The organism is Thalassobacter sp. 16PALIMAR09 (genome assembly GCF_000765485.1).
Taxonomy (GTDB): domain Bacteria; phylum Pseudomonadota; class Alphaproteobacteria; order Rhodobacterales; family Rhodobacteraceae; genus Thalassobacter; species Thalassobacter stenotrophicus.
In genome coordinates, this window is sequence record NZ_JHAK01000004.1 from 185,439 (window position 1) to 209,016 (window position 23,578).

Sequence of the window (23,578 nt, forward strand, 5' to 3'; positions counted from 1 at the left end):
TTGATACTGCCATGATCCCGATGTCCGATCTTACGCGGGCCTTTTTGCGCATTGGCCTGTTGTCGTTCGGCGGGCCAGCGGCGCAGATTGTGGTGATGCACGACACGCTTGTCAAAGATCGACAGTGGCTGACGGAGGCGGAGTTTCTGCGCGCCTTAAGCTTTTGCATGATGTTGCCGGGGCCGGAGGCGATGCAGCTGTGTACCTATGCCGGATGGCGGCTGCGGGGCACATTGGGCGGCGTTATCGCGGGCCTGCTGTTTGTGCTGCCCGGGGCCGTGGTGGTGGGTGCGTTGACGTCGATCTACATTGCATTTGGCGCGCTGCCCGACGTGCAGGCTGCATTTTTGGGCATCAAGGCGGCAGTTCTGGTCATTGTCGCGCTGGCGCTTCGGCGGCTTGCGGCCAAGGCGTTGAAGAGCGCGGCGGCCTATCTGCTCGCGTTCGGGGCCTTTGCGGCCCTGTTCGTCTTTCAAGTGCCGTTTCCTGTGATTTTGGGCGTAGCCGCGGGCGTCGGGGCGATTTGGTGCGCGCCCTCGGACGTTTCGGCACCCGCATCCCCGGCCATCCCGTGGCAGGGGACCGCGGTGCGCATCGTCACATGGGGGGCGGTTTGGCTTTTGCCGCTTGGGGCTGTCGCGTTGGCATTTCCACAGACGGTGCTGCCCGAGATTGCGGTGTTTTTCAGCTGGCTTGCCGTCATCACATTCGGCGGCGCCTACGCGGTGCTGGCCTATATGGCGCAGGTCGCGGTTGAGGGGCAGGGGTGGCTGAGCGCGGCGCAAATGGTCGATGGCTTGGGCCTTGCGGAGACGACACCGGGCCCGTTGATCCTTGTGACGCTGTTTGTGGGCATCATGGCGGGTGCACAGACATGGGGCATGGGGTTTGCGGCGGGTTTGGTTACGCTATGGGCGACCTTTGCCCCCTGTTTTCTATGGATATTTGCGGGCGCGCCATACATCGAACGGCTCGCCCATGCGCCGCGATTACAGGGCGCATTGGCGGGTGTGTCAGCCGCCGTTGTCGGGGTAATCGCGAACCTATCGTTGTGGTTCGCGCTGAATGTGGTGTTTGCGGGCGGCGAACGCCTGCAATGGGGGCTGGTCCGGGTGTGGGTGCCTGATTGGGCCGCGTTCGTGCCACTTGCTCTTGTGTTGGCGGGCTTTGCGGCTGTGTTGATGATGTGGCGTGGGTGGGGGTTGGCGCGGGCGCTGCCTGCCTGTGCTGCTGCGGGCTGGGCCTTGGGCGCGGTCGTCGGCTAGAAGAGCCTCGGCTTGACACCCTCGCGGCCCCGCCCCAAAGCTGCGCGCATGGTAGACGTTCGCCCGGTTGGATATGTCATTGGCCAGCTTTTGGCTGTCTTCGGCCTTGCGATGCTGGCGCCGATGATGCTCGACCTGTGGGAAGAAAACGGCCATTGGATCGTTTTCCTCGAGTCCGCAACCGTGACGTTTTTGATCGGGGTCGGCATGGCGTTGGCTTGTGCGAATGCGCAACGCGCCCGCCTGTCCCTGCAACAAACCTTTTTGCTGACGACGGGCGTCTGGTTCGTCCTGCCGATTTTCGCGGCTCTGCCGTTTTGGATGGGCGCCACAGAGGCCCGCATCGTGGATGCCTTCTTTGAGGCGATGTCGGGACTGACTACCACCGGCTCCACCGTGTTCACAGGGCTTGAGGCATTGCCCCGGGGATTACTGTTGTGGCGCGGTATGTTGCAGTGGTTTGGAGGCATCGGGGTGATCGTGGTCGCGATGGTGTTCCTGCCCGAACTCAAGATTGGGGGGATGCAGATCTTTCGCTCGGAAGGGTTTGATACGTTTGGTAAAATCCTACCGAGGGCTACGCAAATCGCGGGCTCTATTTCGGTGATTTATCTTGGGATTACGGCTGCCTGCGCGCTGGCCTATGCCGCCGCAGGCATGGAGCCGTTTGACGCCATCGTCCATGCCATGACCACCGTGGCCACGGGCGGGTTTGCGAACACAGATGCCTCATTCAGCGCGTTTGGGCCGTTGGTACAATATGTGGCGGTGGTCTTCATGGCGCTGGCGGCTTTGCCGTTTGTGCGGTTCGTACAATTGGCGGCCGGTACGGCGCAGCCGTTGTTGCAAGACAGTCAGGTGCGTTTGTTCTTTGGGATCGCGGGGGTGTTGGTCGCGGTCATGGTCGGGGTGCGTTTGCTGGACCAAGGCCAACTGTCTGAGGCCGCGTTTCGCGCTGCATTGTTCAATTCGGTCTCGATCCTAACTGGGACGGGCTACGCAAGCGCGGACTATATGCAGTGGGGCAGCCTCGCGGTGGTGATCCTGTTCTTTGCAGGGCTGATAGGCGGCTGCGCTGGGTCGACGGCGTGTTCGATCAAGGTCTTTCGCTACCAGTTACTGTTCAAAGCTATCGTGATGCAAATCCGGCAAATCCACTCCCCCCATGGGATATTTGCGATCCGCTATGACGGGCGGCGTGTGGGGCCGGATGTCTTGTCCTCGGTCATGGCGTTCTTTGTCGTGTTTGTGGTGTCCATCGGAGTGCTGTCGGTGCTGCTGGGCATGACGGGCCTTGATTTCACGACCTCGCTGTCGGGCGCTGCGACCGCCCTTGCGAACGTGGGCCCCGGCTTGGGGGATACCATTGGCCCGGCGGGATCCTTTGCGAGCATCAACGACACGGCCAAGTGGCTGTTGGCCGCAGGTATGCTGGTCGGACGGCTTGAGTTAATGGTGGTTTACGCGCTCTTTACGCTGCAATTCTGGCGGCGTTAACGGATCAGCGTCAGGCGATTGCCCTCAATCTGAATGCGCCCGAATTTTTGCAAATAGGTCATGCCCAAAAGGCTTTCCCGCATGTCGCCTTCGTTGACAACGGCGCGAACGTCTTGATCCGTGACATCACCTAGTTGCACGCTGTCTAGGCGCACGCGGGCCAGACGAACTTGGCCATTCGCGGTGTTCGCAATACTCAGATAGGCAAGTTGTTTGGGGTCCAGCCCAACGCGTGCGGCGTCTTCTTTAGTCAGGACCAAATCCGTGGCACCAGTATCCACAACAAAGCGGATGGGCGCGTCATTGATGATAAGCGACAAGTAGTAGTGGCCATCACGATCCCTAGGGGCGGATACGATCGTGCTACCATCCGTTTGGATCACGGATTGGCGTGATAATGACGTTGTGCCCATCTCGCTCCAAAGGCCCGCGACCGTGATGGCCCCGATAAAGATGAACACCCAAATGGCGCCTTGCTGCAGCATTTTAGGCAGGTTCGTGCGGCTGACCGCAATGAAATAGCCGCCGATCACAAGGATCAGAACGGACAGGTAGATGAGGTTTGCAATATCGTCGCCAGTCATGACCCATCATATAGGGCCGCAGATCAGTTTGGCCAAATGGCGAGGATGCCGTTCAGCACGAATTGCACCGAAAGTGCGGCCAAAAGCATGCCCAAAAGGCGTGTCACCACGTTAATGCCAGTGGGTCCAAGAAGCCGTTCCACCGGGCTAGCAAGGCTAAAGAGCAGCAAAACACCGCCAAGAACCAAGGCCGCGACCCCCATGACTTGCGCCAAATAAAGCGGATCACCCTGCGCCTGACCGGACAACAAGATCACCGTTGCAATCGCACCGGGGCCTGCGATCAGCGGCATGGCGAGGGGAAAGATCGAGGGGTCTTCTTCCAGCGTATGCGCCTGATCCTCGCGCCGCTTGGTGCGACGGTCGAACAACATGTCGAGCGCAGTGAGGAACAGCAAAATGCCCCCTGCGATCTGAAATGCGGGCAAAGATATCCCAAGGAAATCAAGCACCGCCTCACCCGCGAGGCCGAACAGTAGCAAGAGGGCCGCAGCCACTGCGACAGCGCGGGCGCCGATGATGAACCGTGCACGGGGTGCCGCGCCACGGGTCAGCGCGATGAACAAGGGGGCCAACCCAATGGGGTCGATGATGACGAACAATGCCACAAAGGCTGTGATGGCTTCGGCTTGGGTCATGGCCCCGTCACGCGCGCTTCTGCGCGGCGTCTAGCTTTTCTTGCGCCGCAAGCCACATGGCCTCCGCACGATCAAGCCCGTCCATGACTTCGGCGTATTTCTTGTTCCATGTCTCCAGCTCACCCTTTTTGTCGTCCTCATACAAGGCGGGATCGGCAAGCTTTTTGGCAAGTTTGTCCTGCATCTGGCCAATCTTGCTGACCCGTTCTTCGCATTTGCGCAGCTCGGACTTTAGCGCGAGGATCTGATCGCGCGACGGTTTGGGCGCCTTGGGCTTGTCCGTTTTGTTGGGCTTTTGCGGCTTGGTGTCTTTTTGCAGCAAAAGTGCGCGGTAGCTTTCCAGATCGCCCTCATAAGGGGCGACATTGCCGTCTTTGACGAGCCACAGCCGGTCCGCAACAAGGCTGAGCAGGTGCATGTCGTGGCTGACCAAAACCACAGCGCCTGAATACGCGGTCAACGCTTCAACAAGCGCCTCGCGGCTTTCGATATCAAGGTGGTTTGTCGGCTCATCGAGGATCAGCAGGTGGGGGGCATCAATCGTGGCCAGCAGCAAGGACAGACGTGCCTTTTGCCCACCAGATAGGCGGCCAACCTCGGTGTCGGCTTGGTCGGCCATGAGACCAAAGCCCGCAAGCCGGGCGCGCAGCTTTGGCGGCATCTCGCCGGGGCGGACACGTTGGATGTGCTGAAGCGGGGTTTCTTCGATGTGCAGCTCATCCACTTGGTGCTGCGCGAAATAACCGATCCGCAGTTTTGACGACGCCGTGCGCTTGCCTTCAATCACGCTAAGTTTGTCGGATAACAGCTTGGAAAGTGTGGATTTTCCTTCACCATTCTTGCCCAGCAAGGCAATGCGGTCATCTTGGTCAATCCGCAGGTCCATACGGCGCAAAATCTCAACGCCGCCATACCCGGTTGAGGCTCCTTCAAGCCGCACAATCGGGGGGGAAAGCTCTTCGGGTGTGGGGAAAGTGAACACCATCTGGCGCGCCTCTTCCGGCGCTGTGATGGGGGTCATTTTCTCCAGCATTTTGACCCGTGACTGGGCTTGTTTCGCTTTGGATGCCTTGGCCTTGAACCGGTCCACAAAGCTTTGCAGGTGGTCACGGCGCAGGGCTTGTTTCTTGGCCTCTGCGGCTTGGATCAACAACCGCTCAGCACGTTGGCGCGCGAACTGATCGTAGGGGCCTTGGTAATAGGTAAGCTCTTTGTTTTCCAAATGCAGAATGCCGCCAACCGCGCGGTTCAACAGGCCGCGGTCGTGCGAAATGATCAGCACTGTGTGGGGGTATTTGGCCAGATACGCCTCAAGCCACAACGCGCCCTCAAGGTCGAGATAGTTGGTCGGCTCATCGAGCAGCAGCAAATCCGGCTGGGCAAACAGAACACCCGCAAGGGCCACGCGCATCCGCCAGCCGCCCGAATAATCCGAACAAGGGCGCAACTGGTCGCTGGGCGAAAAGCCCAGACCGCGCAGAATGGTTGCGGCGCGTGCCTCGGCGGACCATGCATCGATGTCGGCCAAACGTGCCTGGACTTCTGCGATGCGGCCGGGGTCGGTCGCTGTGTCGGCCTCTGCCATGAGCGACGCGCGCTCGGTATCGGCGGCCAGCACCGTGTCGATCAGCGACGTGGATGAGGAGGGGACCTCCTGCGCGACGCCGCCAATACGGGCCTTGCTGGGCAATGACAGCGCGCCAGAATCGAGCGCCAATTCCCCCCTGATCAAACGAAACAGCGTGGTTTTACCCGCGCCGTTTTTGCCAACGAGGCCCACTTTGTGACCAGCGGGAATGGTCGCGGTCGCGCCCTCAAACAGGGGGCGGCCAGCGATAGAATACGAAAGATCGGAGATTTGGAGCATGGGGGCGGTGTGACGCGGGCGCGTGGGCTTGTCAATTGCAGGCGCGCAGGTGATTTCATCTGGCTTTCCATCCGCGTCCGCCAGTGCTAAGGCGCGCGAGACAATTAACCCCGGAGTATGACCCATGGCCATTCAGCGCACTTTTAGCATCATCAAACCCGACGCCACCAAACGCAACTTGACTGGCGCAATCGTCGCCAAGTTCGAGGCCGCTGGCCTGCGCGTCGTTGCATCCAAGCGTATCCAAATGACGCTGGCCCAAGCTCAGACGTTCTACGGCGTACACAAAGAGCGCCCCTTCTTTGGCGAACTGTGTGAATTCATGATCTCTGAGCCGATCGTTGTTCAGGTTCTCGAAGGTGAAGACGCTATCGCGAAAAACCGCGAAGTTATGGGCGCAACAAACCCAGCCGAAGCTGCCGAAGGCACAATCCGCAAAGAGTTCGCGCTGTCGATCGGCGAAAACTCGGTTCACGGGTCCGACGGCGAAGACACAGCCGCAGAAGAAATCGCATATTTCTTCTCAGGTCTTGAGCTGGTTGGCTAAGGCGCCTGACGCTTTATAACCGAATAAAAGCGGCGCCTTTGGGCGCCGTTTTGCATTTTAGGGTCGGTCGAGCACGCCGATGGCGTCCATGATGGCCTCAAAGGCCGCGCGGTCGGTGTCATGGTTGGCGGCTTTCACAGCTTCGAAACGAACGCGCAGGGCTTCCTTTTCGCGGCCTTTGCAATCGTTCCAAGGTCGGCCCTGTAACGCCATTTCAATCACGTAGAACGGTATGAAGTGTGGGCGCTTGCCAGTGCGCAAGAGTGCCCCGTAGGCGGCATCAGTGCCCATATCGCGCAAGGTTTCGGCGTCATGAATGTCAGCTTTCACAAACATATCCGCCATTGCGGGGCCAATGTTTGGCAGGTTTGTTAGAGGCGTAGACATGCGTGAGCCTAGAGGCCGTTACTTACATTTGCCAATGCTGAAATAGCGATGCGGGGAAAAATGCGGCTCCGACGAAGCGCTCAATATGCGTTCGAAGGAGCCGCGTAGTCCTGCAAGACACAAGAACAGGCAAGGGAGGAGGAGAAGCTGTTCCGTGCTTGATAACATCAATATTGGGTCTCGGTGCATGTGGGTCAATGCTGCGACTGCATAATTTTTGCAGAATTTTGCTGCAATTGCACAGTACCGCATTCTGCCCCGTGTGGATGCTCAATATTCGGGCGAGATGCGCCCAAAGCAAGCAGCTAAATCACACGGCGTGCCCAGAATATTACCTAATCTTAACCGCTGGTTGCCCTACGATTCGACCGGTATGGCTGGTCCACCGATGGCTTCGGTCAGTTTGTGTGCGGCCTCGGTGACGGCGCGGCTGATCTCAGGCACACGGTCCTGCGATATCCGCACCACTGGGCCCGAAATGGACAAACCGGCGATAGCTTCGCCCTCAGAATTGAAAATTGGTGCTGCAATGCAGCGCATTCCCAATGTCCGCTCCTCATTGTCCACGGCAAACCCGCGCGTCCGGGTGAGCGCCAAGTCATCTGTCAGCGCGTCTAATGTCCCGAGGGAATGGGCTGTGAAATACGTTTCTGCCTCACTCTCAAAGATTTTGTGTACGCGCTCCGGTCCAAAATGCGACAGGATTGCTTTGCCGATGCCCGATGTGTGCATCGGCGCCTGCGTGCCCGGCGGAAAAAATGCTCGGATACTTTCGTGTGTTTCGACTTGCCCCAAAAACAGAACGCGGCCGTTTTTTTCAATTCCGATATTGGCGGTCTCGCCGGTGCGCTCCATCAGGTGGCGCATAACAGGACGGGCCCGTTCCACCAGCGAACTGCGCCGCAAAAACGCGGATCCGAGCCGAAATGCACCGGCGCCGATGTGCCAAGTCTGCTCGGCTGGGTCCATTTCCACCATCTGATGACCCGCGAGTGTTACCAGCACGCGGTAAACCGTGGCTGGTGATTGCTCGAGGGCTGTGGCGATCTCGGTCAGGCTGCGATCCGGGCTTTGGGCGACGTAATTCACTACATGCAGGGCACGGTCCAGCGACTGAATGGTGTTCTGCTCTGTGGTGTCGTGAAAGGCCTTGGGGCGTCCGCGTTTCGACTTCATTTGATGGGGTCCAATGATTATTTTTCGCTTAATGAAAAAGTATACCGCAATTTGAAAAATACAAGCCTCTAAAATTGAATGATAATTTCCCACCACGCATAAATGAAATACTTTTTCAAAAAAATAGACCGATGCTGTGCAGGTCTTTAGAACGGAAAGGGAAGTGGAGGAATTTTCAATGATTAGCCAAAACCCTGTTTTCATTCCGGGCCCGACGAACATGCCCGAAGTTCTGCGTAAATCCTGCGACATGCCCACGCTGGACCACCGGTCCGCGGCATTCGCTGACATTCTGCACCCCGCGCTTGAGGGCGTGAAAAAGGTGCTCAAGACGACTTCGGCTGAAGTGTTCGTGTTTCCATCGACTGGGACGGGCGGCTGGGAAACGGCGCTGACCAACACGCTCAGCCCCGGTGATACGGTTCTGGTGGGTCGCAACGGTATGTTCTCGCACCGTTGGATTGATATGTGCGAACGCCACGGGCTGGATGTGATTGTGTTGGACACCGCTTGGGGGCAGGGGCTGCCGGTCGATCGCTACGGCGAGGTTTTGGCACAAGACACTGAACACCGGATCAAAGCCGTGCTCGCCACCCACAATGAGACCGCGACCGGCGTTGTGTCCGACATTGCGGGGCTGCGCGCGGCGATGGATGCATCCGCCCACCCTGCGTTGTTGTTGGTAGATGGGGTCAGCTCCATCGGGTCCATGAACTTTGAAATGGACGCATGGGGCGTGGATATCGCGGTCACCGGCTCGCAAAAGGGCTTTATGCTGCCAGCGGGCTTGGCGATCGTTGGGGTGAGCCAGCGGGCTTTGGGGGCGATGGCAACGGCCAAACTGCCCCGCACGTTCTTTGATCTGCGCGATATGCAAAAGGGCTACGCCGTGAACGGCTATCCTTACACGCCGCCCGTAGGCCTTTTGAACGGCCTCAAACTGGCCTGTGACATGCTGCTGGAAGAGGGCTTGGAAAACGTGTTTGCCCGCCACCGCCGCATTGCTGATGGGGTTCGGGCCGCAGTTGCCGCTTGGGGTCTCGAGCTGTGCGCCGAGCGGCCTGAATGGCAGTCCGACACTGTCAGCGCCGTGCGCACGCCCGAAGGCTTTGATGCGGGCGAAATCGTCACCCACGCGGCCGAGGTCTACGACATGGCCTTTGGCGTCGGCATGGGCGAGGTCGCGGGCAAAGTGTTCCGCATCGGCCATTTGGGCATGTTGACCGAGGCGCAAGCGCTTTGCGGTTTGGCCACAGTTGAAATGTGTATGGTGGATCTGGGGCTTGATATTCAGCTCGGCAGCGGCGTTGCTGCGGCGCAGGGTGTGTATCGTCATGGGACACGCCAACAGGCCATGGCGGCGGAGTAATTCAGATGAAAGACTTGGCAGAACTTGTGATCCCGACGTTCGATGATGTGAAGGCCGCGCATGAGCGGATCAAACCGCACATCCATCGCACGCCTGTCCTGACATCAAGCTATTTCAATGAGCTGGTCGGTGCGGAGTTGTTCTTTAAATGTGAGAACTTTCAAAAAGCGGGCGCGTTCAAAGTACGCGGTGCCACGAATGCGGTGTTCGGACTGAGCGAGGAAGACGCGGCCAAGGGGGTGTGCACGCATTCCTCCGGCAACCACGCCTTGTCGCTTTCCTATGCGGCGGGCCGCCGTGGCATCCCGTGCAACGTTGTGATGCCCCGCACCGCGCCGGAGGCGAAAAAAGCCGCTGTGCGTGGGTACGGCGGGATCATCACGGAATGCGAACCCTCGACCACATCAAGAGAGGCCGTGTTCGCCGAAGTGCAGGCCGCAACGGGTGGCAACTTTGTGCATCCATACAATGATCCGCGCGTGATTGCGGGGCAGGGCACGTGCTCGGTCGAATTTATGGAGCAGACAGGCGGCGTTGATATGATGGTGGCCCCCATCGGTGGTGGTGGCATGATTTCAGGCACCTGCCTGACCTTGTCGAACATCGCTCCCGAGGTCGAGATCATCGCCTCGGAGCCCGAGCAGGCCGATGACGCCTATCGCAGCTTTAAAGCAGGTCACATTATTGCCGACGATGCGCCGGTCACGATTGCCGATGGGCTGAAGGTGCCTCTCAAGGAACTGACTTGGCACTTCGTGAGCAACCACGTCACCGAAATCCAAACCGCCTCGGAGCAGGAAATTATCGATGCGATGAAGCTGACGTGGCAGCGGATGAAGATCGTGATGGAGCCGTCGTGCGCCGTGCCTCTGGCCACGATCCTCAAGAACAAAGACCGCTTTGCGGGCAAACGCGTTGGTGTCATCGTGACCGGTGGCAACGTGGATATGGACAAACTGCCCTGGATGCTCTGAGCACCAGTGGATTTCTGGGTGCGGCCCCCGCCCACCCGTCATGAGTTATGGGAGAGATCAGATGAAAGATATGAACGTAAACGACTTAGAGGTTGGATACGACGTGCCCGCGCTGCCCGGTATGGATGAGGCGGACATTCAAACGCCTTGTCTTGTGCTGGATTTGGACGCGCTCGAGCGGAATATCAAAAAGATGGGCGATTGGGCCAAGGCGCATGGCATGCGCCACCGGGTCCACGGCAAGATGCACAAATCCGTTGATGTGGCGCTGTTACAGGAATGTTTGGGCGGCTCCGTAGGTGTGTGCTGCCAAAAGGTGTCCGAGGCGGAGGTGTTTGCCCGTGGCGGGATCAAGGATGTGCTGGTCTCGAACCAAGTGCGCGACCCGCAAAAGATCGACCGCCTAGCGCGCCTGCCCAAGTTGGGCGCCCGTGCGATCTGTTGTGTGGATGATGTGGCCAACGTCGCGGACCTATCTGCCGCCGCCGTCAAGCATGGGACCCAGATTGAGTGCATCGTGGAAATCGACTGTGGCGCGGGCCGCTGTGGTGTGACAACCACCCCCGCCGTTGTGGAAATCGCCAAGGCAATTGATGCCGCCGAGGGGCTGAAATTTGCGGGCCTGCAAGCCTATCAAGGTGCGATGCAGCACATGGATAGCTACGCCGATCGCAAAGCCAAGATCGAGATCGCCGTGGCACAGGTCAAGGATGCGGTCGATACGCTCAAGGCCGAGGGGCTGGAGTGTGATATCGTTGGTGGCGGTGGCACAGGCTCCTATTATTTTGAGGGCACATCAGGCGTTTATAACGAACTGCAATGCGGCTCTTACGCGTTTATGGACGCGGACTATGGCCGCATTCTGGACGCCGATGGAAACCGGATTGACCAAGGTGAGTGGGAAAACGCGCTGTTCATCCTGACGTCCGTGATGTCCCACGCAAAGGCCGATAAGGCGATTGTTGATGCGGGCCTCAAGGCGCAATCCATCGACAGCGGCCTGCCGGTGATTTTTGGGCGCGATGACGTAGAATACGTCAAATGCTCGGACGAACACGGCGTTGTGGCGGATCCCGATGGGCTGCTCAAGGTCAATGACAAGCTGAAACTGGTGCCGGGTCATTGTGATCCGACTTGCAACGTCCACGATTGGTACGTTGGCGTGCGCAACGGCAAGGTCGAAACGCTTTGGCCGATCTCCGCGCGCGGGAAGGCATTCTAGAATGGACGGCTCCCCTATGAAATCGCATGAAATCATCATCGTCCCGGAGGCAGAGATCGCCGGGCTGATGACCCCAGAGGCAGCGTTTGACGCAGTTGAGGCTATTTTTGGCGCGATGGCGCGCAAAGATGCCTACAACTTTCCCGTCATCCGCGAGGCCATTGGTCATGCCGACGCGCTTTATGGCTTTAAGTCGGGCTTTGATCGGGCAGGTGGGGCGCTGGGCCTCAAGTCCGGTGGCTATTGGCCGGGCAATGAGGCGAAGGGCCTGACCAACCACCAATCCACCGTGATCCTGTTTGACCGGGATACCGGACGGCCCAAGGCGATGGTGGGGGGCAACCTGCTCACTGCGTTGCGTACGGCTGCCGCGTCTGCGGTGTCGATCAAACATCTGGCCCGCGCGGACAGCAAAGTGTTGGGTATGATCGGCGCAGGCCATCAGTCCGCATTTCAGATGCGCGCGGCCCTTTCGCAGCGCCCGTTTGAAAAGGTCATCGGCTGGAACTACCACCCTGAGATGCTCAGCCGGCTGGAGGCCGTCGCGACTGAGGCGGGCTTGCCGTTTGAGGCGGTCGATCTGGACCGTTTAGGCGCGGAAGCAGATGTGATTATCTCAATCACGTCCAGCTTTGATGCCATCCTGCAGGACGCCCAAGTCACCGCAGGCACCCACGTTGCCTGCATGGGCACGGACACCAAAGGCAAGCAAGAGGTCGAGGCCGCTCTTGTGGCCCGCGCGACCGTGTTTACGGATGAAATCGCCCAAAGCACCACCATCGGTGAGGCGCAGCACGCCATTGCAAGCGGCCTGATCACCGAGGCCGCGATCACCGAGATTGGCGCTGTGATCAACGGCACCCATCCGGGTCGCACCTCAGCCGAAGAGGTGACGTTGTTCGACGGCACTGGCGTGGGTCTACAGGATTTGGCGGTGGCCGAGGCCGTGGTGGATCTGGCGCTCAAGACCGGGGTCGCGACCCGCGTGCCGTTCTAAAAGTTCACAGCTCAATCGGAGCTTCAATCGGCGCCTCATCCCCTTCGGGTTGGGGCGTCTTTTGCTTTTTGCGTAGGATAATATCGCCATTGGGCAGGATTTCGGGCGGGTGATAGGCGTTGAGGCCTTCAAAAGCATCGCCAAGATGCTCTCGCAAGTCTTCCACAAAGGGGGCCATCTGTGCGCCCAACTCGCCTACGTCGTCCAACAACGGCGCCAGTTCGCCCATCAATCCCTCCATCAACAGGCGGCTGCCTTCGCTTAAACGGTCCAACCCCTCTTGCATCGGGTCGTCGGCATCTTGGGCGATGGCTGGGCTGGCGCAACTGAGTGCGGCGATTAGAATAAGGTGCCTCATACCCCAAAAGGTGGGTCTGGGTGGGTCAGATGTCAATTTCCACCACAACCGGAAAGTGGTCAGAGGCAAGAAGCAGCGCATCGCGTAATTCCGCATCATCAAAACACGCGGGGTCGTCAAAAGGGTGAAGTATGCGCCATGTTGTAAGCGGGCGTAGGCGCTGTGACACCATCACGAAGTCAATTAACGCATTGAAATAGCGCTTGGTTTGTCTGTTGTAAAAGCGCGCAGAGCTGGCCTGTGCCGCGCCGGGTCGCAGGGGAAGCAGCGCGTTGGGGTCATACAGCGGGTGCGGCCCGTCCGCGCCCAAAACGATCTCAACCCCCGAGCGGCCAAACAGCTCTTCGAACTGATCAAGGCCCGGGCCATCGTTGAAATCACCCAGAACAATCATATCCTCCCCGGCTGCTAAATCCGCATCCAGCCGGGCACGCAACCAAAGACACTGTGCGTGCTGCTTGCGCCGGTTGGCGATGCTGAGCCGCATGGCGTCCGCATCATTTCGCGCGCCGTGGGGGGCTTTGGATTTGGCATGCACCCCGATCAGCCGCAGCGCCGTGCCGCGTGCAGTTGTCAGGGCCAATTCGCAGGGTGGTTTTGACCAAACGACGGTTTCGGGCCTGTCGTCCACATCCAGATCGCGCTTGAATTTCTTGTCAAACCTTGGGGCGGCCTCGCTTTCGCGGGGATCATGCTGGGCGCTCAGCACAGTGGGGTCGAAAAGCAGGGCGATCTCTTGCTGGGTATGGCTTTCAAACCCGGTCACGGCCCGGGTGGTGCGCAGCCCGGCCCATTCCGCAAAACGTTCCAGCGCTTGGGTGCAATTGCGAGAGGGGCTCTGATCAGGGGCCTCGATCACCATCACCGCATCGGCGTCCATCGCGTGGAAAACGGATTTCAAAGCCGTCAGTTGTGCCGCGCGCGTGATGTTCCATCTGCCGGACCATTCCTCAGATGGGTCAGGCTTATTTGCATCGGTAAACAGGTTGGAAAACCACTCGATGTTATAAGTGGCCAGCCGCATCGCTTAGGCGTCGGGGTGGGAGTTTGAGATTTTCTCCCACGCGGCGTTGATCGCAATCAGCCGGTTTTCGGCCAGTTTGATCGCCTCTTCCGGCAGGCCACGGGCCATCATCCGGTCGGGGTGGTTTTCACGTACCATGGCGCGCCATGCCGCACGGATTTCGGGCAGGGGGGTGTCGGGGTCTACACCCAGAACCGCGTGGCAATCAGGTTCGGCGCCCGGCACGAAACGGGCTCGGATTGCGGTAAACTCACGCTCTGTCAGGCCAAAGATGTTGGACACAGCGGCCAGAAACTCATCCTCCAGCGGATGGTACTGGCCGTCGGCCATGGCGATGTAAAACAACCCCTCTAGCAGATCGCGCAGCGTTTCGGACCCGGTGGTGAACATGCGTGCGATTTGGCGAGCATATGCGTCAAACCCCGCCACATCTTGGCGCGCGAGGTCAAAAACGCGCGCCGCGTGATCCATCTGTGAGGGCGGGATGGTGAACACGGCGCGAAAGGCGGCGACCTCATCGCGGGTCACTTGGCCGTCGGCCTTAGCCATCTTGGCCCCCAGCGCGATTGTGGCGATGGTAAAGGCCACGGACATCTCGGGCGGGGATCGCAGGCGATCCAACACATCGCGCAGCCCCTCGCCAGAGGCGAGGGCGGCAAGCGTGTCGGCGATGCGGGACCAAATCGACATGTCGGTATGAAACTACGCGCCTTGGGCGGGGGCAAGGGCTTTGGTCATGAAAATCAGATCATGCCACGCGCCTGCCTTGTGCCCCACATTTGGCAAGGTTCCTGCCGGGACAAACCCGATTGCGGTGTGAAAGGCGATGCCCGCCGGGTTGCTGCCCGAAATTCCGGCCACGAGGGTGCGTATGTTATCGCGCTGTGCGGCCTCCTCAAGCGTGGACATCAATGCGCGGCCCAGCCCGGTCCCATGTGCCGCGTCCGCGATGGCGATGGAATGCTCTGCGGTGTGGCGATACCCGTCCGAGCCGCGAAAGGGGCCGTAGGCGGCGTAGCCCGCAACATGGCCATCTCGCTCTGCGACCCAAGCAGGCCCCGCAATAAGGGCCTCAATCTCGGCGTCGGTTTTGGGGGCCGCGCGAAAGGTTATATGCGGCTGCGCAATCACGTCGTTGATCAACGTCATAAGGGCTGCGTGATCCGAGGGTGTCGCGCGCCGGATCACTGTAGGACCCGTTGCCCGTTGGGGGTGTCGATGATTGCGCGCAGGGCTTTGGCCGGGCCTGTTTCAAACCGCACGCGCGGGTCGTTCAGGGCCAGCTGGGCGGCCAGCGCGTCGGCCTGCGGGTGCGTGATGACCAACTCTGCCAGTCGCGCGCCGCTGTCGGGCAGCACGGGCGGCGCGCTTTGCCATGAAATCAACGCCGGGTGCGTATCATCAAACGGCAAACGCCCAGTGTCAGGCACGGCCATTTGCCACCGCAAATGCGCGCGCGATAACGACAGGGGCGTGCCTGTGCCCGCAGGTGCCCGCGCAAGGGCTGCGGGCAGGTCGGGCGTGCGGCAAATCCAATGGCTCAGCGAGTGGGCCTCTGGCCCGCTATCAAGGTCAAACCAGCGGGTGCGCGCGGGTGCTGGTGCGTTGGGGTCAATCGAGATGACTTCCATATAAAAATCAGGGCCCAACGACAGTAAGCGATTGTGCGTGCCCATGTCGGGGTGCTGTCCCCCGGGGCCCAGTGGCATGCCCAATTGTGCTTCGGTATGTGCGACACCCGTTGCAAGGTCGGGGGCTGTGATGGCGATATGATCAAGACTAAGCATGGTTGCACAAAAGCACGTTGTCGGGGCATGAGAAAGCAGATTGGCGCAAGGGAGAGAAGACCATGACATCACAGCAGCCCGCAAAGGCCGAATTGCGCAGTGCCACCATGGCTAAACGCGCCGAGGATCATGGCAAGGGCTATGACGCGGCGGCCGTCACGCGGTTGTTGGAATGGATCGGCCCCATCAAGGGCGCCGTCATCGCGGGTTACATGCCCATCCGGACCGAAATCTCGCCGCTCAGCGCCATGTCCGCACTGTCGCAAGATAACACGCTGTGCGTGCCTGTGGTGCAGGGGGCGGGCCTGCCGCTGGTATTTCACCGCTGGTCGCCGGAGGCCGAAATGATCCCCGGCGCGTTCGGTGCATCGGTGCCCAAATCAGCTGAGGTCGTGACCCCAGACATCGTGATCGTTCCGCTTGTGGCCTTTGATCTGAGCCGGGGGCGCCTTGGCTATGGCGGCGGATTCTATGATCGAACGCTGGAAAAATTGCGCGCGGTTCATGCCAAGCTGCGGGTGGTTGGTTTTGCCTATGATGCTCAACAGGTATCCCATGTTCCGCTTGAGCCGACGGATCAGCCGTTGGATGCCCTGATCACTCCAACACGCTGCCTCTGAATCAAAAAATGGCGACCCCAGGGAGGAGGGGTCGCCACTTTAGGTTTGGACGGGACCCTCAGGGAGGAGGGAGAGTACCATCCGATTGGCCCCAAATGGGAGGAAATCGGGCCAAATGTGTACAGCGCCGCGTGGTAAAGGGAGGAGAACCTCGCTTTGCTGCTATCCCGGGGCAATGGGAGGAGAACCCCGGTATCTCTGTGGTTGCCTCAGACCTGATGACCGTTCCCGGCCACCTGAGAGAGGCGGCGAATGTTCCTGCGTCTGGTGCCCGTCAGGTTGCGGTCGTCCGCACCGAGGGCTTGCAGTTCTTTCACCTTGCCGCGATAGAGACGCCAGCGTGCGTAATCGACACGCGCCTCTGCCACGATTTCCGACAGGCGGGCTATAAATCCGCCAAACCCGGAGAGCTTTGGGCGCGTTTCTCTGAAAGTGACCATCGTGATGATCCTCGTACCTGAGTTGTGCACCCTTGCCTTGGAGTGACAATGCCCCGAATTGCTGCAGGCGCACAACACACGTTTTTCGAATGCCGCTATGCAGCAATTGCATGGGTTGCAGGGCGATCAACTTTCGGTTGAGTTGACTTAGGGAGAACACACGTTTGCAGGCTTTGCGCTCACCCATGTTCCGCCGCTACTACGCGGCGTCGGCCGCCTCGGTCCAAGCGCTTTGGGCGCAACGAGTGGCGTTGGGGTGGCTCGCGTGGGAGGTCAGTGCCTCACCCGCGTATGTCGGTGCAGTGGCCGCGTTGTCGATGGCGCCGACGTTAATCTCGGGGCCGGTGTTCGGCGTGCTAGTGGACCGCGCAGATATCCTGCGCGCGGCGCGGTGGACCACACTGACGATGGCAGTTGTGTTGTTCGTTGCGGTGCTATGGCAGGCGGTGTGGGGCTTTGGGTTGGTGTCGCTGGCGGTGGTGGCTTTGTTAATTGGGGTGATTAGTTCGGCGCATCACCCGGTGCGCATGTCACTGGCGCCGCGCCTTGTACCGTATGATCTGGTGGCCAGTGTCGTTGCCTTGAGTTCGGTTAACTTTAACACCGCACGTCTGATTGCCCCGGTCTGGGCAGGGGTGTTGCTGGCGGTTGCCGATCCGGGCTGGACCCTGTTGGCGGCGGCGGTGTTGTACCTGCCGATGATTGTTGTCTTGCCGGGCCTGACGGCGCGGTCCCTACCAACCCGTAGTGAACAGCCCAGCATTCTGCGCGCCCTTGGCGATGGTATTGCGTATGTGTGGCGCGCGCCGCTGGTGTTGCAGGCCATCATGCTGACGGCTGCTTTTGCGACGATCCTGCGGGGGTTTCTCGAAATTCTACCCGTCTTGGCGGAGGGTGTGCATGGCCGTGGGCCGACGGGCCTTGGCGTGCTGACGGCGTCCGCGGGTGCCGGGGCTTTGCTCGCGGCGGCGGCCAAGACGGCGGGCTGGGGTGTAGTGGCGGACCGGATCACACCAAGCCTAAAGATCATGCTGGTCGCGGGTGTTGGCGCAATGAGTGCAATTGGCCTCGTGCCACGCTGGGACGTGGCCGTGGGCGTTGTGATGATCCTTGGCTTTGCCTCAACTTACTGCGGTGTGACTTTACAATCCGTGGTGCAGTCTAATGTGCCCGATGATTTCCGGGGCCGCGTCATGAGCCTTTGGGTCGTCGTGGGCTTTGGTGCTGTGGCGGTGGGTGCGCTGGGGCTGGGGGTGATCTCGGACCTGATCGGCCTGTCCGCGACGCTGATCTGGGCGGGGCTGATTGGCGCGTTTTTGATGGCTGTGCTTAGCCTGCGGAGCGTCTAAACCCCCAATGAACCCGTGCGCTAAATCCGCCGACTTTCTTGTCTTTTCGTTTCACGCGCCCACCTAAGGCGCACGCCAGTTACCGGAGCCTGCAATGCCACTCACCAAAGAAGACATCCACCGCACCCTTGAGGACATTACGCTTCCTGACGGTGGCACCTTGATCAGCCGCGATATGATCCGCGCGCTGGGGATCGCGGGGGGCGACGTGCGCTTTGTGATCGAGGCCCCCACGGCCGAGGTCGCCAAGATGATGGAGCCGCTGCGCAAAGCTGCAGAGGCCGCCGTGGCACGCTTGCCCGGCGCGGGCACGGTGCAGGTTAGCCTGACGGCCCCTGCGCCCGGTGGCGTGGGCGCCAAGGCAAAATCACCGCCCAGCCTAAAGATCGGGGGGCATGCCAAACCCCAAGAGGACGGCCAAAGGGTCAAAGGGGTGGCACGGATTTTGGCGATCGGTTCGGGCAAGGGCGGGGTGGGTAAATCCACGGTTTCATCCAACCTCGCGGTGGCGCTGGCTCGGCAGGGGCGCAAGGTCGGCTTGTTGGACGCCGACATTTATGGCCCCTCACAGCCGCGCATGATGGGCGTCAATAAACGCCCCGCATCTCCGGATGGCAAAACCATCATCCCGCTCAAAGCACACGGGGTGACCATGATGTCGATCGGCTTGATGCTGGCCGAGGACAAGGCCGTGGTCTGGCGAGGGCCCATGTTGATGGGCGCGTTACAACAAATGCTGGGGCAGGTCGAATGGGGCGAATTGGATGTCCTGTTGGTCGATCTGCCGCCCGGCACGGGCGACGTGCAGTTGACGCTTTGCACCAAGACCGAACTGACAGGGGCTGTTGTTGTTTCAACCCCCCAGGACGTGGCACTTCTCGATGCGCGCAAGGCGCTTGATATGTTCGCGACGCTCAAAACGCCGGTGCTGGGCTTGATTGAGAATATGTCGACCTTCACCTGCCCGCACTGCGGTGGCGAAAGCCATCCGTTCGGGCAGGGCGGTGTCGCCTCTGAGGCCGAGCGTTTGGGTCTGCCTTACCTAGGGGCGCTGCCGTTGGATCTGGACACGCGCATCGCGGGCGACGGTGGTACGCCAATCGCGGCAGGCGAGGGACCAGTGGCTGACGCCTTTGGCGCGCTGGCCAAGCGGCTGATTGATGGCGGCATGGCCTGACGCCCCTAAACATCCGAATCAAACAGCAAAAGCGGCGGGGGAAACCTTGCCGCTTTTGCCATTTTTGGGCGGCGGTGCAGGCGCGCCACGGGCGCGCGTAGAAATTCGATGAAAAAACCTCAGACGTCCGAGTCCATCTGGACACAACATATCGGTATTCCGTCGATCTATACGACTATATGGGCTATGCGCTAAGCGCGAGTGTGTCTTTGTGGCAAGAATTGGCATAAAAAACCTTGATTAGGCATGCTCTTCCATGGCACACCATACGTGCAGAGCAGGGCCAAGAACGCGGCGCAGATCGCAGGACCAAAGACCAAAAGGCAGGTTCATACAGGCAATCCCCATACGCTCTGAAATGGAGACCCGCGCGCAGCGAGCAGACATCCCCCCAGGTGGCAGCGCATAGGTCAGACCCGGAGACGGGACAGTGACGGCGGATCGGGCAGTGGCAGCAGCTCAATCCGCCGTTTTCATTCAAGGCCCGGCGGGCCGAAACATTTGATTGAGGGGCGCGCGAGGACAGTGATCCGGCGGTTCACAGGGACATCCACCAATAAGGTGGACGCAAAGGGGCGGGTTTCCGTGCCTGCGCCCTATCGTCGTGTGCTAGAGGCACTTGATCCCGAATGGTCCGAGGGCAAGCAGCCCAGCGTATACCTTTTTTGGGGTGATCCCCGCGCCAAACACCTGACAGCGTATTCCGCCGCCGCAATGCTGGAGATCTGGAAGCAGATCGACCTTTTGCCCCGTGGGTCTGAGGATCGTCGCAGGCTCAATACACTATACTATAAGATGACGTACCACACGACCGTGGATGACAGTGGCCGTCTGACCCTGCCCAAAGAGCTGCGCGACCGGGTTGAGATCACCGACAGTGCCGCATTCAACGCAGCCGGCGACACCTTTGAGATCATGCGCCCCGAGGCCGACGCCCCCGCCCAAAACGATTTGGACGCTTGGCTTTTGGCGCAGCCTGATACATTTGATCCTGCGTCGTTGCTTCCCCCTCTCCCTCCCGCATCTGAGTAATTCATGGCCACTGCCGACCCCCATATCCCCGTCCTCATCGATGCCCTGATCGAGGCGACTGCGCCCGTGTCGGGCGTTTGGATTGATGGCACGTTCGGCGCGGGCGGCTATACGCGCCGCTTGCTTGAGGCGGGTGCCGATCAGGTCATCGGGCTGGACCGTGACCCGATGGTGTTTGAAATGGCCAAGCCATGGGCTGCGGACTATGGCGACCGTCTCAAGATGGTTGAGACGGTGTTTTCCAAGATGGATGAGGTCAGCGCGCCTGTTGACGGCGTTGTGTTGGACCTTGGGGTGTCGTCCATGCAGTTGGATATGGCTGAGCGTGGCTTTTCCTTTATGCGCAGCGGCCCGTTGGATATGCGCATGGGGCGGGACGGGATCACGGCGGCTGAGCTGATCGACCAAAGCGATGAGGCCCATCTGGCCGACATTCTGCACCACTATGGCGAAGAGCGCGCGGCGCGCCGCATCGCACGCGCCTTGGTGCGGGATCGCCCGTTTAAGACCACTGCGCAACTCGCGGAAACAATTGAAAAATGCCTGCCGCGCAGCAAGCCCGGGCAAAGCCATCCCGCCACTCGCAGTTTCCAAGCGCTGCGCATCGCGGTGAACGATGAGTTCGGTGAACTGATCCGTGGCCTAGCCGCCGCTGAGCGTGTGTTGAAGCCAGGCGGTCAACTTGCCGTAGTGACGTTTCATTCGCTTGAGGATCGCGTGGTCAAACGCTTCTTTACCGCACGCTCTGACACGGGCGGTGGCGGTAGCCGCTACGCCCCCGAGACCGCAGCACGTGAGGCTGAGTTCATCCTGACCCCACGCAAGGCCATCGCCCCGCGTGAAGATGAAGTCGCGCGCAACCCGCGGGCCCGCTCCGCCCGGTTGCGGGTCGCAAAGCGTACCGAAAAAATGCCTGGGCCGCTGGATGTCTCCAAGATGGCGCTGCCGAAAATTACCGAAACACAGGGGCTCTAGGCGATGCGCGGGCTGTTCTACATTCTGTCGATCTTAGGCGTGGTTGGGCTGGCCTATTGGGCCTACCACCAAGGCTATGAGACCCGGCAGACCGCCCGCGAGGTTCAACAGCTGCAACGTGACATCGGCAAAGCGCATGAGCGGTTGGCCGTTTTGCGCGCCGAATGGGCCTATCTCAACCGGCCTGACCGATTGCGTGAATTGGCTGAGATGAACTTTGAGCGTTTAGAACTGATGCCGCTGTCCGCTGATCAATTCGGGACCATCGCGCAGGTGGCCTATCCGCCCGTCGCCCCACCGGTCGAAACGTTGATGGCAAATTCGTCGGGCCCAAGTGCGCCGCGCGCGGGTCTTGAGCAAGTGCACGGTGCCGATCACCGCTTGATCGCGCCAGAAAAGCCCGTGACCCAGCCAGAGCAGTTTCCATGACCGACGACCGCCGCGAAGCCGGGGACACCCATGGGCAAACGCCCGAGGCTGAACCGTTTGAGCGGCGTACGCCTTTGCGGCCTCTTGCGCGGATTTTGCGCGCCCGGGACCGAGGCCAAAACCCCGATGCGATCGAGCGTGAGAACATCCGTTCCCGGCACGAAAGCATGCGTGATACCCTGCGTGCCCGCGCCGAAACGCGGTTGTTCGTGGTGGGTATGGCATTTTTTATCGGCTTTCTGGTGGTCGCGGTCCGGATGGGGGCAATCGCCTCCACCGAGGCCGAAGAGCCGCGCATTGCCGATAATTCCGGCGCGTCGATCACCGCCGCCCGCGCCGATATCGTGGACCGCAGCGGCCGCGTGCTGGCCACCAATCTGATCACCAACGCGCTTTATGCGCAGCCACATCACATGATCGACCCGGTTGCCGCCGCCGAGGGACTTGGCCGGATTTTCCCCGACCTTGATGTCGAGGACCTGCAAAAGCGCTTCACCGGCAACCGCAAATTTCTATGGATCAAACGCAATATCTCGCCCGAGCAACAGCAAGCGGTCCATGACCTGGGTGAGCCGGGCCTGCTGTTTGGCCCCCGTGAGATGCGGTTGTATCCCAACGGGCGCTTGGCCGCGCATGTTTTGGGCGGCGCAGGTTACGGGCGCGAAGGTGTGCGCGCCGCCGAAGTTGTGGGCCGTGCGGGTATCGAAAAATCGTTTGACGCCTACCTGCGGGACCCGATCAATGAGGGCAAGCCGCTCGAATTATCCCTTGATCTGACCATCCAACACACCGTCGAAGAAGTCCTCGATGGTGGTATGCGCTTGCTGAACGCCAAGGGCGCGTCGGCCATTTTGATGGATATTCACACTGGCGAAGTAATCTCAATCGCGAGCCTGCCGGACTATGATCCCAACGCGCGGCCCGGTCCGGTGCAGGGTACGGATCCATCCCTTGATCCGACGTTTAATCGCGCGGTGCAGGGGGTTTATGAGCTTGGCTCGACCTTCAAGATTTTCCCAGTGGCGCAGGCGATGGAACTGGGCATGGTCGCGCCCGAGACGATCATCGACATCAAGGGGCCCATTCGGGTTGGCGGGTTCCGCATTCGAGACTATCGCAACTACGGCAATGAACTCTCGGTGTCGGATATCATCGTGAAATCTTCAAACATCGGCACCGCTCGGATCGCGATGGAGATCGGCCCGGACCGGCAACAAGATTTCCTGCGTCGTCTAGGGTTCTTTGAACCGACGGATTTTGAACTGATCGAATCCGCGACAGGCCGGCCGCTGTTGCCCAATCCGTGGCGCACAGTGAACACGATGACGATCAGCTATGGGCACGGCTTGTCTGCGTCGCCTTTGCACCTTGCGGCGGCCTATGCCAGCACGCTGAACGGGGGCACGCTGATCAAACCGACGCTTCTGCGCCAAGACGGCCCCCAAAACGGAGAGCGCCTGATCTCGGAGGAAGTGTCCGCCGCGACCCGCGAAATGCTGCGCGACGTTGTTGTCAGCGAAAAGGGGACGGCCTCGATGGCGCGTATGCCTCTTTATACTGTGGGTGGCAAAACCGGGACGGCGGACAAACCCAATCCGCGCGGAGGCTATTACGAAGACAAGGTGATCACAAACTTTGCATCGGTCTTTCCTGCGCTGGAACCGAAATATGTGCTGGTCGTCACACTGGATGAGCCAGAGGATCGCACCGGGCCCGAGCCGCGCCGCACCGCTGGCTGGACGGCCGTGCCCGTAGCTGCGGCGATTATTTCGCGCGTCGCGCCCCTGTTGGGGCTGCGGCCGGATATTGAACCCTCCGGGGCATTCGCGCTACCAGTGGCGGCGAACTGAACGCACGACAAGGG

25 protein-coding genes are annotated in these 23,578 nt (G+C 60.2%); 14 read left to right on the top strand and 11 right to left on the bottom strand.

The features are described 5' to 3' along the window. The first annotated feature begins 11 nt into the window (after positions 1-11). Complete coding sequence (gene chrA, locus PM04_RS10480) at positions 12-1,265, top strand: chromate efflux transporter (protein ID WP_038006408.1); 1,254 nt, start codon at positions 12-14, stop codon at positions 1,263-1,265. Between the two features lie 48 nt (positions 1,266-1,313). Continuing rightward, a complete protein-coding gene (locus PM04_RS10485; protein ID WP_052068293.1) occupies positions 1,314-2,762 on the top strand; it encodes a TrkH family potassium uptake protein in 1,449 nt (482 codons plus the stop codon). On the opposite strand, the gene PM04_RS10490 is transcribed toward PM04_RS10485, so the two are convergent. Genes PM04_RS10490 through PM04_RS10500 form a run of 3 tightly spaced genes read right to left on the bottom strand, consistent with a single transcriptional unit; the run spans position 2,759 to position 5,851 of the window. Further along, positions 2,759-3,346 carry a TIGR02281 family clan AA aspartic protease gene (locus PM04_RS10490; protein WP_038006412.1) on the bottom strand — a complete coding sequence of 196 codons (588 nt, stop codon included), beginning with the start codon at positions 3,344-3,346 and terminating at the stop codon, positions 2,759-2,761. The genes PM04_RS10485 and PM04_RS10490 overlap by 4 nt on opposite strands. A gap of 23 nt (positions 3,347-3,369) precedes the next feature. Continuing rightward, positions 3,370-3,984, bottom strand: a complete 615-nt coding sequence (locus tag PM04_RS10495) for a MarC family protein (protein ID WP_038006414.1) — start codon at positions 3,982-3,984, stop codon at positions 3,370-3,372. Positions 3,985-3,991: 7 nt separating this feature from the next. After that, positions 3,992-5,851: an ABC-F family ATP-binding cassette domain-containing protein gene (locus tag PM04_RS10500; RefSeq protein ID WP_038006670.1), complete on the bottom strand. Its 1,860-nt coding sequence runs from the start codon at positions 5,849-5,851 to the stop codon at positions 3,992-3,994. 124 nt (positions 5,852-5,975) lie between these two features. Here PM04_RS10500 and ndk point away from each other — a divergent pair, with 124 nt between their 5' ends. Then, positions 5,976-6,398, top strand: a complete 423-nt coding sequence (gene ndk, locus PM04_RS10505; RefSeq protein WP_038006416.1) for a nucleoside-diphosphate kinase — start codon at positions 5,976-5,978, stop codon at positions 6,396-6,398. 57 nt (positions 6,399-6,455) lie between these two features. On the opposite strand, the gene PM04_RS10510 is transcribed toward ndk, so the two are convergent. Further along, complete coding sequence (locus PM04_RS10510; RefSeq protein WP_038006418.1) at positions 6,456-6,785, bottom strand: TfoX/Sxy family protein; 330 nt, start codon at positions 6,783-6,785, stop codon at positions 6,456-6,458. A gap of 357 nt (positions 6,786-7,142) precedes the next feature. After that, the gene (gene bhcR / locus PM04_RS10515) at positions 7,143-7,961 is read right to left on the bottom strand and encodes an HTH-type transcriptional regulator BhcR (protein ID WP_038006420.1); all 819 of its coding nucleotides are present in this window, start codon (positions 7,959-7,961) and stop codon (positions 7,143-7,145) included. Positions 7,962-8,139: 178 nt separating this feature from the next. Here bhcR and bhcA point away from each other — a divergent pair, with 178 nt between their 5' ends. The 4 genes from bhcA (at position 8,140) to bhcD (ending at position 12,523) form a co-directional block, all read left to right on the top strand. Next, positions 8,140-9,330: an L-aspartate--glyoxylate aminotransferase BhcA gene (bhcA, locus tag PM04_RS10520; RefSeq protein ID WP_038006422.1), complete on the top strand. Its 1,191-nt coding sequence runs from the start codon at positions 8,140-8,142 to the stop codon at positions 9,328-9,330. Positions 9,331-9,335: 5 nt separating this feature from the next. Next, complete coding sequence (bhcB, locus tag PM04_RS10525) at positions 9,336-10,304, top strand: beta-hydroxyaspartate dehydratase BhcB (protein ID WP_038006424.1); 969 nt, start codon at positions 9,336-9,338, stop codon at positions 10,302-10,304. 61 nt (positions 10,305-10,365) lie between these two features. Beyond that, positions 10,366-11,526, top strand: a complete 1,161-nt coding sequence (bhcC, locus tag PM04_RS10530) for a 3-hydroxy-D-aspartate aldolase BhcC (RefSeq protein ID WP_038006426.1) — start codon at positions 10,366-10,368, stop codon at positions 11,524-11,526. A 31-nt stretch (positions 11,527-11,557) separates the two neighbouring features. Next, positions 11,558-12,523 carry an iminosuccinate reductase BhcD gene (bhcD, locus tag PM04_RS10535; RefSeq protein ID WP_038006673.1) on the top strand — a complete coding sequence of 322 codons (966 nt, stop codon included), beginning with the start codon at positions 11,558-11,560 and terminating at the stop codon, positions 12,521-12,523. A 4-nt stretch (positions 12,524-12,527) separates the two neighbouring features. On the opposite strand, the gene PM04_RS10540 is transcribed toward bhcD, so the two are convergent. Genes PM04_RS10540 through PM04_RS10560 form a run of 5 tightly spaced genes read right to left on the bottom strand, consistent with a single transcriptional unit; the run spans position 12,528 to position 15,692 of the window. Further along, positions 12,528-12,881: a hypothetical protein gene (locus tag PM04_RS10540; protein WP_038006428.1), complete on the bottom strand. Its 354-nt coding sequence runs from the start codon at positions 12,879-12,881 to the stop codon at positions 12,528-12,530. A 25-nt stretch (positions 12,882-12,906) separates the two neighbouring features. Further along, positions 12,907-13,905, bottom strand: a complete 999-nt coding sequence (locus tag PM04_RS10545; protein ID WP_038006430.1) for an endonuclease/exonuclease/phosphatase family protein — start codon at positions 13,903-13,905, stop codon at positions 12,907-12,909. Positions 13,906-13,908: 3 nt separating this feature from the next. Then, complete coding sequence (locus tag PM04_RS10550; protein WP_038006432.1) at positions 13,909-14,595, bottom strand: molecular chaperone DjiA; 687 nt, start codon at positions 14,593-14,595, stop codon at positions 13,909-13,911. A 12-nt stretch (positions 14,596-14,607) separates the two neighbouring features. Then, entirely contained in the window at positions 14,608-15,093 is a 486-nt protein-coding gene (locus tag PM04_RS10555; RefSeq protein ID WP_038006434.1) for a GNAT family N-acetyltransferase, read from the bottom strand. Then, entirely contained in the window at positions 15,090-15,692 is a 603-nt protein-coding gene (locus tag PM04_RS10560) for a VOC family protein (RefSeq protein WP_038006436.1), read from the bottom strand. The genes PM04_RS10555 and PM04_RS10560 overlap by 4 nt, the downstream gene beginning before the upstream one ends. A 62-nt stretch (positions 15,693-15,754) precedes the next feature. Between PM04_RS10560 and PM04_RS10565 the strand changes: the two genes are divergently transcribed. Beyond that, complete coding sequence (locus PM04_RS10565) at positions 15,755-16,312, top strand: 5-formyltetrahydrofolate cyclo-ligase (protein ID WP_038006676.1); 558 nt, start codon at positions 15,755-15,757, stop codon at positions 16,310-16,312. A 209-nt stretch (positions 16,313-16,521) separates the two neighbouring features. On the opposite strand, the gene PM04_RS10570 is transcribed toward PM04_RS10565, so the two are convergent. Then, positions 16,522-16,752 (bottom strand): hypothetical protein, encoded by a 231-nt coding sequence (locus PM04_RS10570; RefSeq protein WP_038006438.1) that lies wholly within the window; start codon positions 16,750-16,752, stop codon positions 16,522-16,524. A gap of 164 nt (positions 16,753-16,916) precedes the next feature. On the opposite strand from PM04_RS10570, the gene PM04_RS10575 reads away from it, so the two are divergent. The 6 genes from PM04_RS10575 (at position 16,917) to PM04_RS10600 (ending at position 23,564) form a co-directional block, all read left to right on the top strand. Then, positions 16,917-18,101, top strand: coding sequence for an MFS transporter (locus tag PM04_RS10575; RefSeq protein ID WP_152593984.1), 1,185 nt, complete (start codon positions 16,917-16,919; stop codon positions 18,099-18,101). Positions 18,102-18,195: 94 nt separating this feature from the next. Then, entirely contained in the window at positions 18,196-19,278 is a 1,083-nt protein-coding gene (locus PM04_RS10580) for an Mrp/NBP35 family ATP-binding protein (RefSeq protein ID WP_038006443.1), read from the top strand. A gap of 585 nt (positions 19,279-19,863) precedes the next feature. Further along, positions 19,864-20,310, top strand: a complete 447-nt coding sequence (locus PM04_RS10585) for a division/cell wall cluster transcriptional repressor MraZ (RefSeq protein WP_139278629.1) — start codon at positions 19,864-19,866, stop codon at positions 20,308-20,310. A 3-nt stretch (positions 20,311-20,313) separates the two neighbouring features. Beyond that, the gene (gene rsmH, locus PM04_RS10590; protein WP_038006448.1) at positions 20,314-21,285 is read left to right on the top strand and encodes a 16S rRNA (cytosine(1402)-N(4))-methyltransferase RsmH; all 972 of its coding nucleotides are present in this window, start codon (positions 20,314-20,316) and stop codon (positions 21,283-21,285) included. Between the two features lie 3 nt (positions 21,286-21,288). Then, on the top strand, positions 21,289-21,714 hold the full coding sequence (locus PM04_RS10595; RefSeq protein ID WP_072936665.1) for a hypothetical protein: 426 nt from the start codon (positions 21,289-21,291) through the stop codon (positions 21,712-21,714). Beyond that, complete coding sequence (locus PM04_RS10600; protein ID WP_081945968.1) at positions 21,711-23,564, top strand: penicillin-binding protein 2; 1,854 nt, start codon at positions 21,711-21,713, stop codon at positions 23,562-23,564. The genes PM04_RS10595 and PM04_RS10600 overlap by 4 nt, the downstream gene beginning before the upstream one ends. The last annotated feature ends 14 nt before the right edge of the window (positions 23,565-23,578 follow it).

Excerpts from the sequence above, each read along its gene's own strand:
- chrA (WP_038006408.1), top strand. The coding sequence starts at position 12 with ATGATCCCGATGTCCGATCTTACGCGGGCCTTTTTGCGCATTGGCCTG.
- PM04_RS10485 (WP_052068293.1), top strand. The coding sequence starts at position 1,314 with ATGGTAGACGTTCGCCCGGTTGGATATGTCATTGGCCAGCTTTTGGCT.
- PM04_RS10490 (WP_038006412.1), bottom strand. The coding sequence starts at position 3,346 with ATGACTGGCGACGATATTGCAAACCTCATCTACCTGTCCGTTCTGATC.
- PM04_RS10495 (WP_038006414.1), bottom strand. The coding sequence starts at position 3,984 with ATGACCCAAGCCGAAGCCATCACAGCCTTTGTGGCATTGTTCGTCATC.
- PM04_RS10500 (WP_038006670.1), bottom strand. The coding sequence starts at position 5,851 with ATGCTCCAAATCTCCGATCTTTCGTATTCTATCGCTGGCCGCCCCCTG.
- ndk (WP_038006416.1), top strand. The coding sequence starts at position 5,976 with ATGGCCATTCAGCGCACTTTTAGCATCATCAAACCCGACGCCACCAAA.
- PM04_RS10510 (WP_038006418.1), bottom strand. The coding sequence starts at position 6,785 with ATGTCTACGCCTCTAACAAACCTGCCAAACATTGGCCCCGCAATGGCG.
- bhcR (WP_038006420.1), bottom strand. The coding sequence starts at position 7,961 with ATGAAGTCGAAACGCGGACGCCCCAAGGCCTTTCACGACACCACAGAG.
- bhcA (WP_038006422.1), top strand. The coding sequence starts at position 8,140 with ATGATTAGCCAAAACCCTGTTTTCATTCCGGGCCCGACGAACATGCCC.
- bhcB (WP_038006424.1), top strand. The coding sequence starts at position 9,336 with ATGAAAGACTTGGCAGAACTTGTGATCCCGACGTTCGATGATGTGAAG.
- bhcC (WP_038006426.1), top strand. The coding sequence starts at position 10,366 with ATGAAAGATATGAACGTAAACGACTTAGAGGTTGGATACGACGTGCCC.
- PM04_RS10540 (WP_038006428.1), bottom strand. The coding sequence starts at position 12,881 with ATGAGGCACCTTATTCTAATCGCCGCACTCAGTTGCGCCAGCCCAGCC.
- PM04_RS10545 (WP_038006430.1), bottom strand. The coding sequence starts at position 13,905 with ATGCGGCTGGCCACTTATAACATCGAGTGGTTTTCCAACCTGTTTACC.
- PM04_RS10550 (WP_038006432.1), bottom strand. The coding sequence starts at position 14,595 with ATGTCGATTTGGTCCCGCATCGCCGACACGCTTGCCGCCCTCGCCTCT.
- PM04_RS10560 (WP_038006436.1), bottom strand. The coding sequence starts at position 15,692 with ATGCTTAGTCTTGATCATATCGCCATCACAGCCCCCGACCTTGCAACG.
- PM04_RS10565 (WP_038006676.1), top strand. The coding sequence starts at position 15,755 with ATGACATCACAGCAGCCCGCAAAGGCCGAATTGCGCAGTGCCACCATG.
- PM04_RS10570 (WP_038006438.1), bottom strand. The coding sequence starts at position 16,752 with ATGGTCACTTTCAGAGAAACGCGCCCAAAGCTCTCCGGGTTTGGCGGA.
- PM04_RS10580 (WP_038006443.1), top strand. The coding sequence starts at position 18,196 with ATGCCACTCACCAAAGAAGACATCCACCGCACCCTTGAGGACATTACG.
- rsmH (WP_038006448.1), top strand. The coding sequence starts at position 20,314 with ATGGCCACTGCCGACCCCCATATCCCCGTCCTCATCGATGCCCTGATC.
- PM04_RS10595 (WP_072936665.1), top strand. The coding sequence starts at position 21,289 with ATGCGCGGGCTGTTCTACATTCTGTCGATCTTAGGCGTGGTTGGGCTG.
- PM04_RS10600 (WP_081945968.1), top strand. The coding sequence starts at position 21,711 with ATGACCGACGACCGCCGCGAAGCCGGGGACACCCATGGGCAAACGCCC.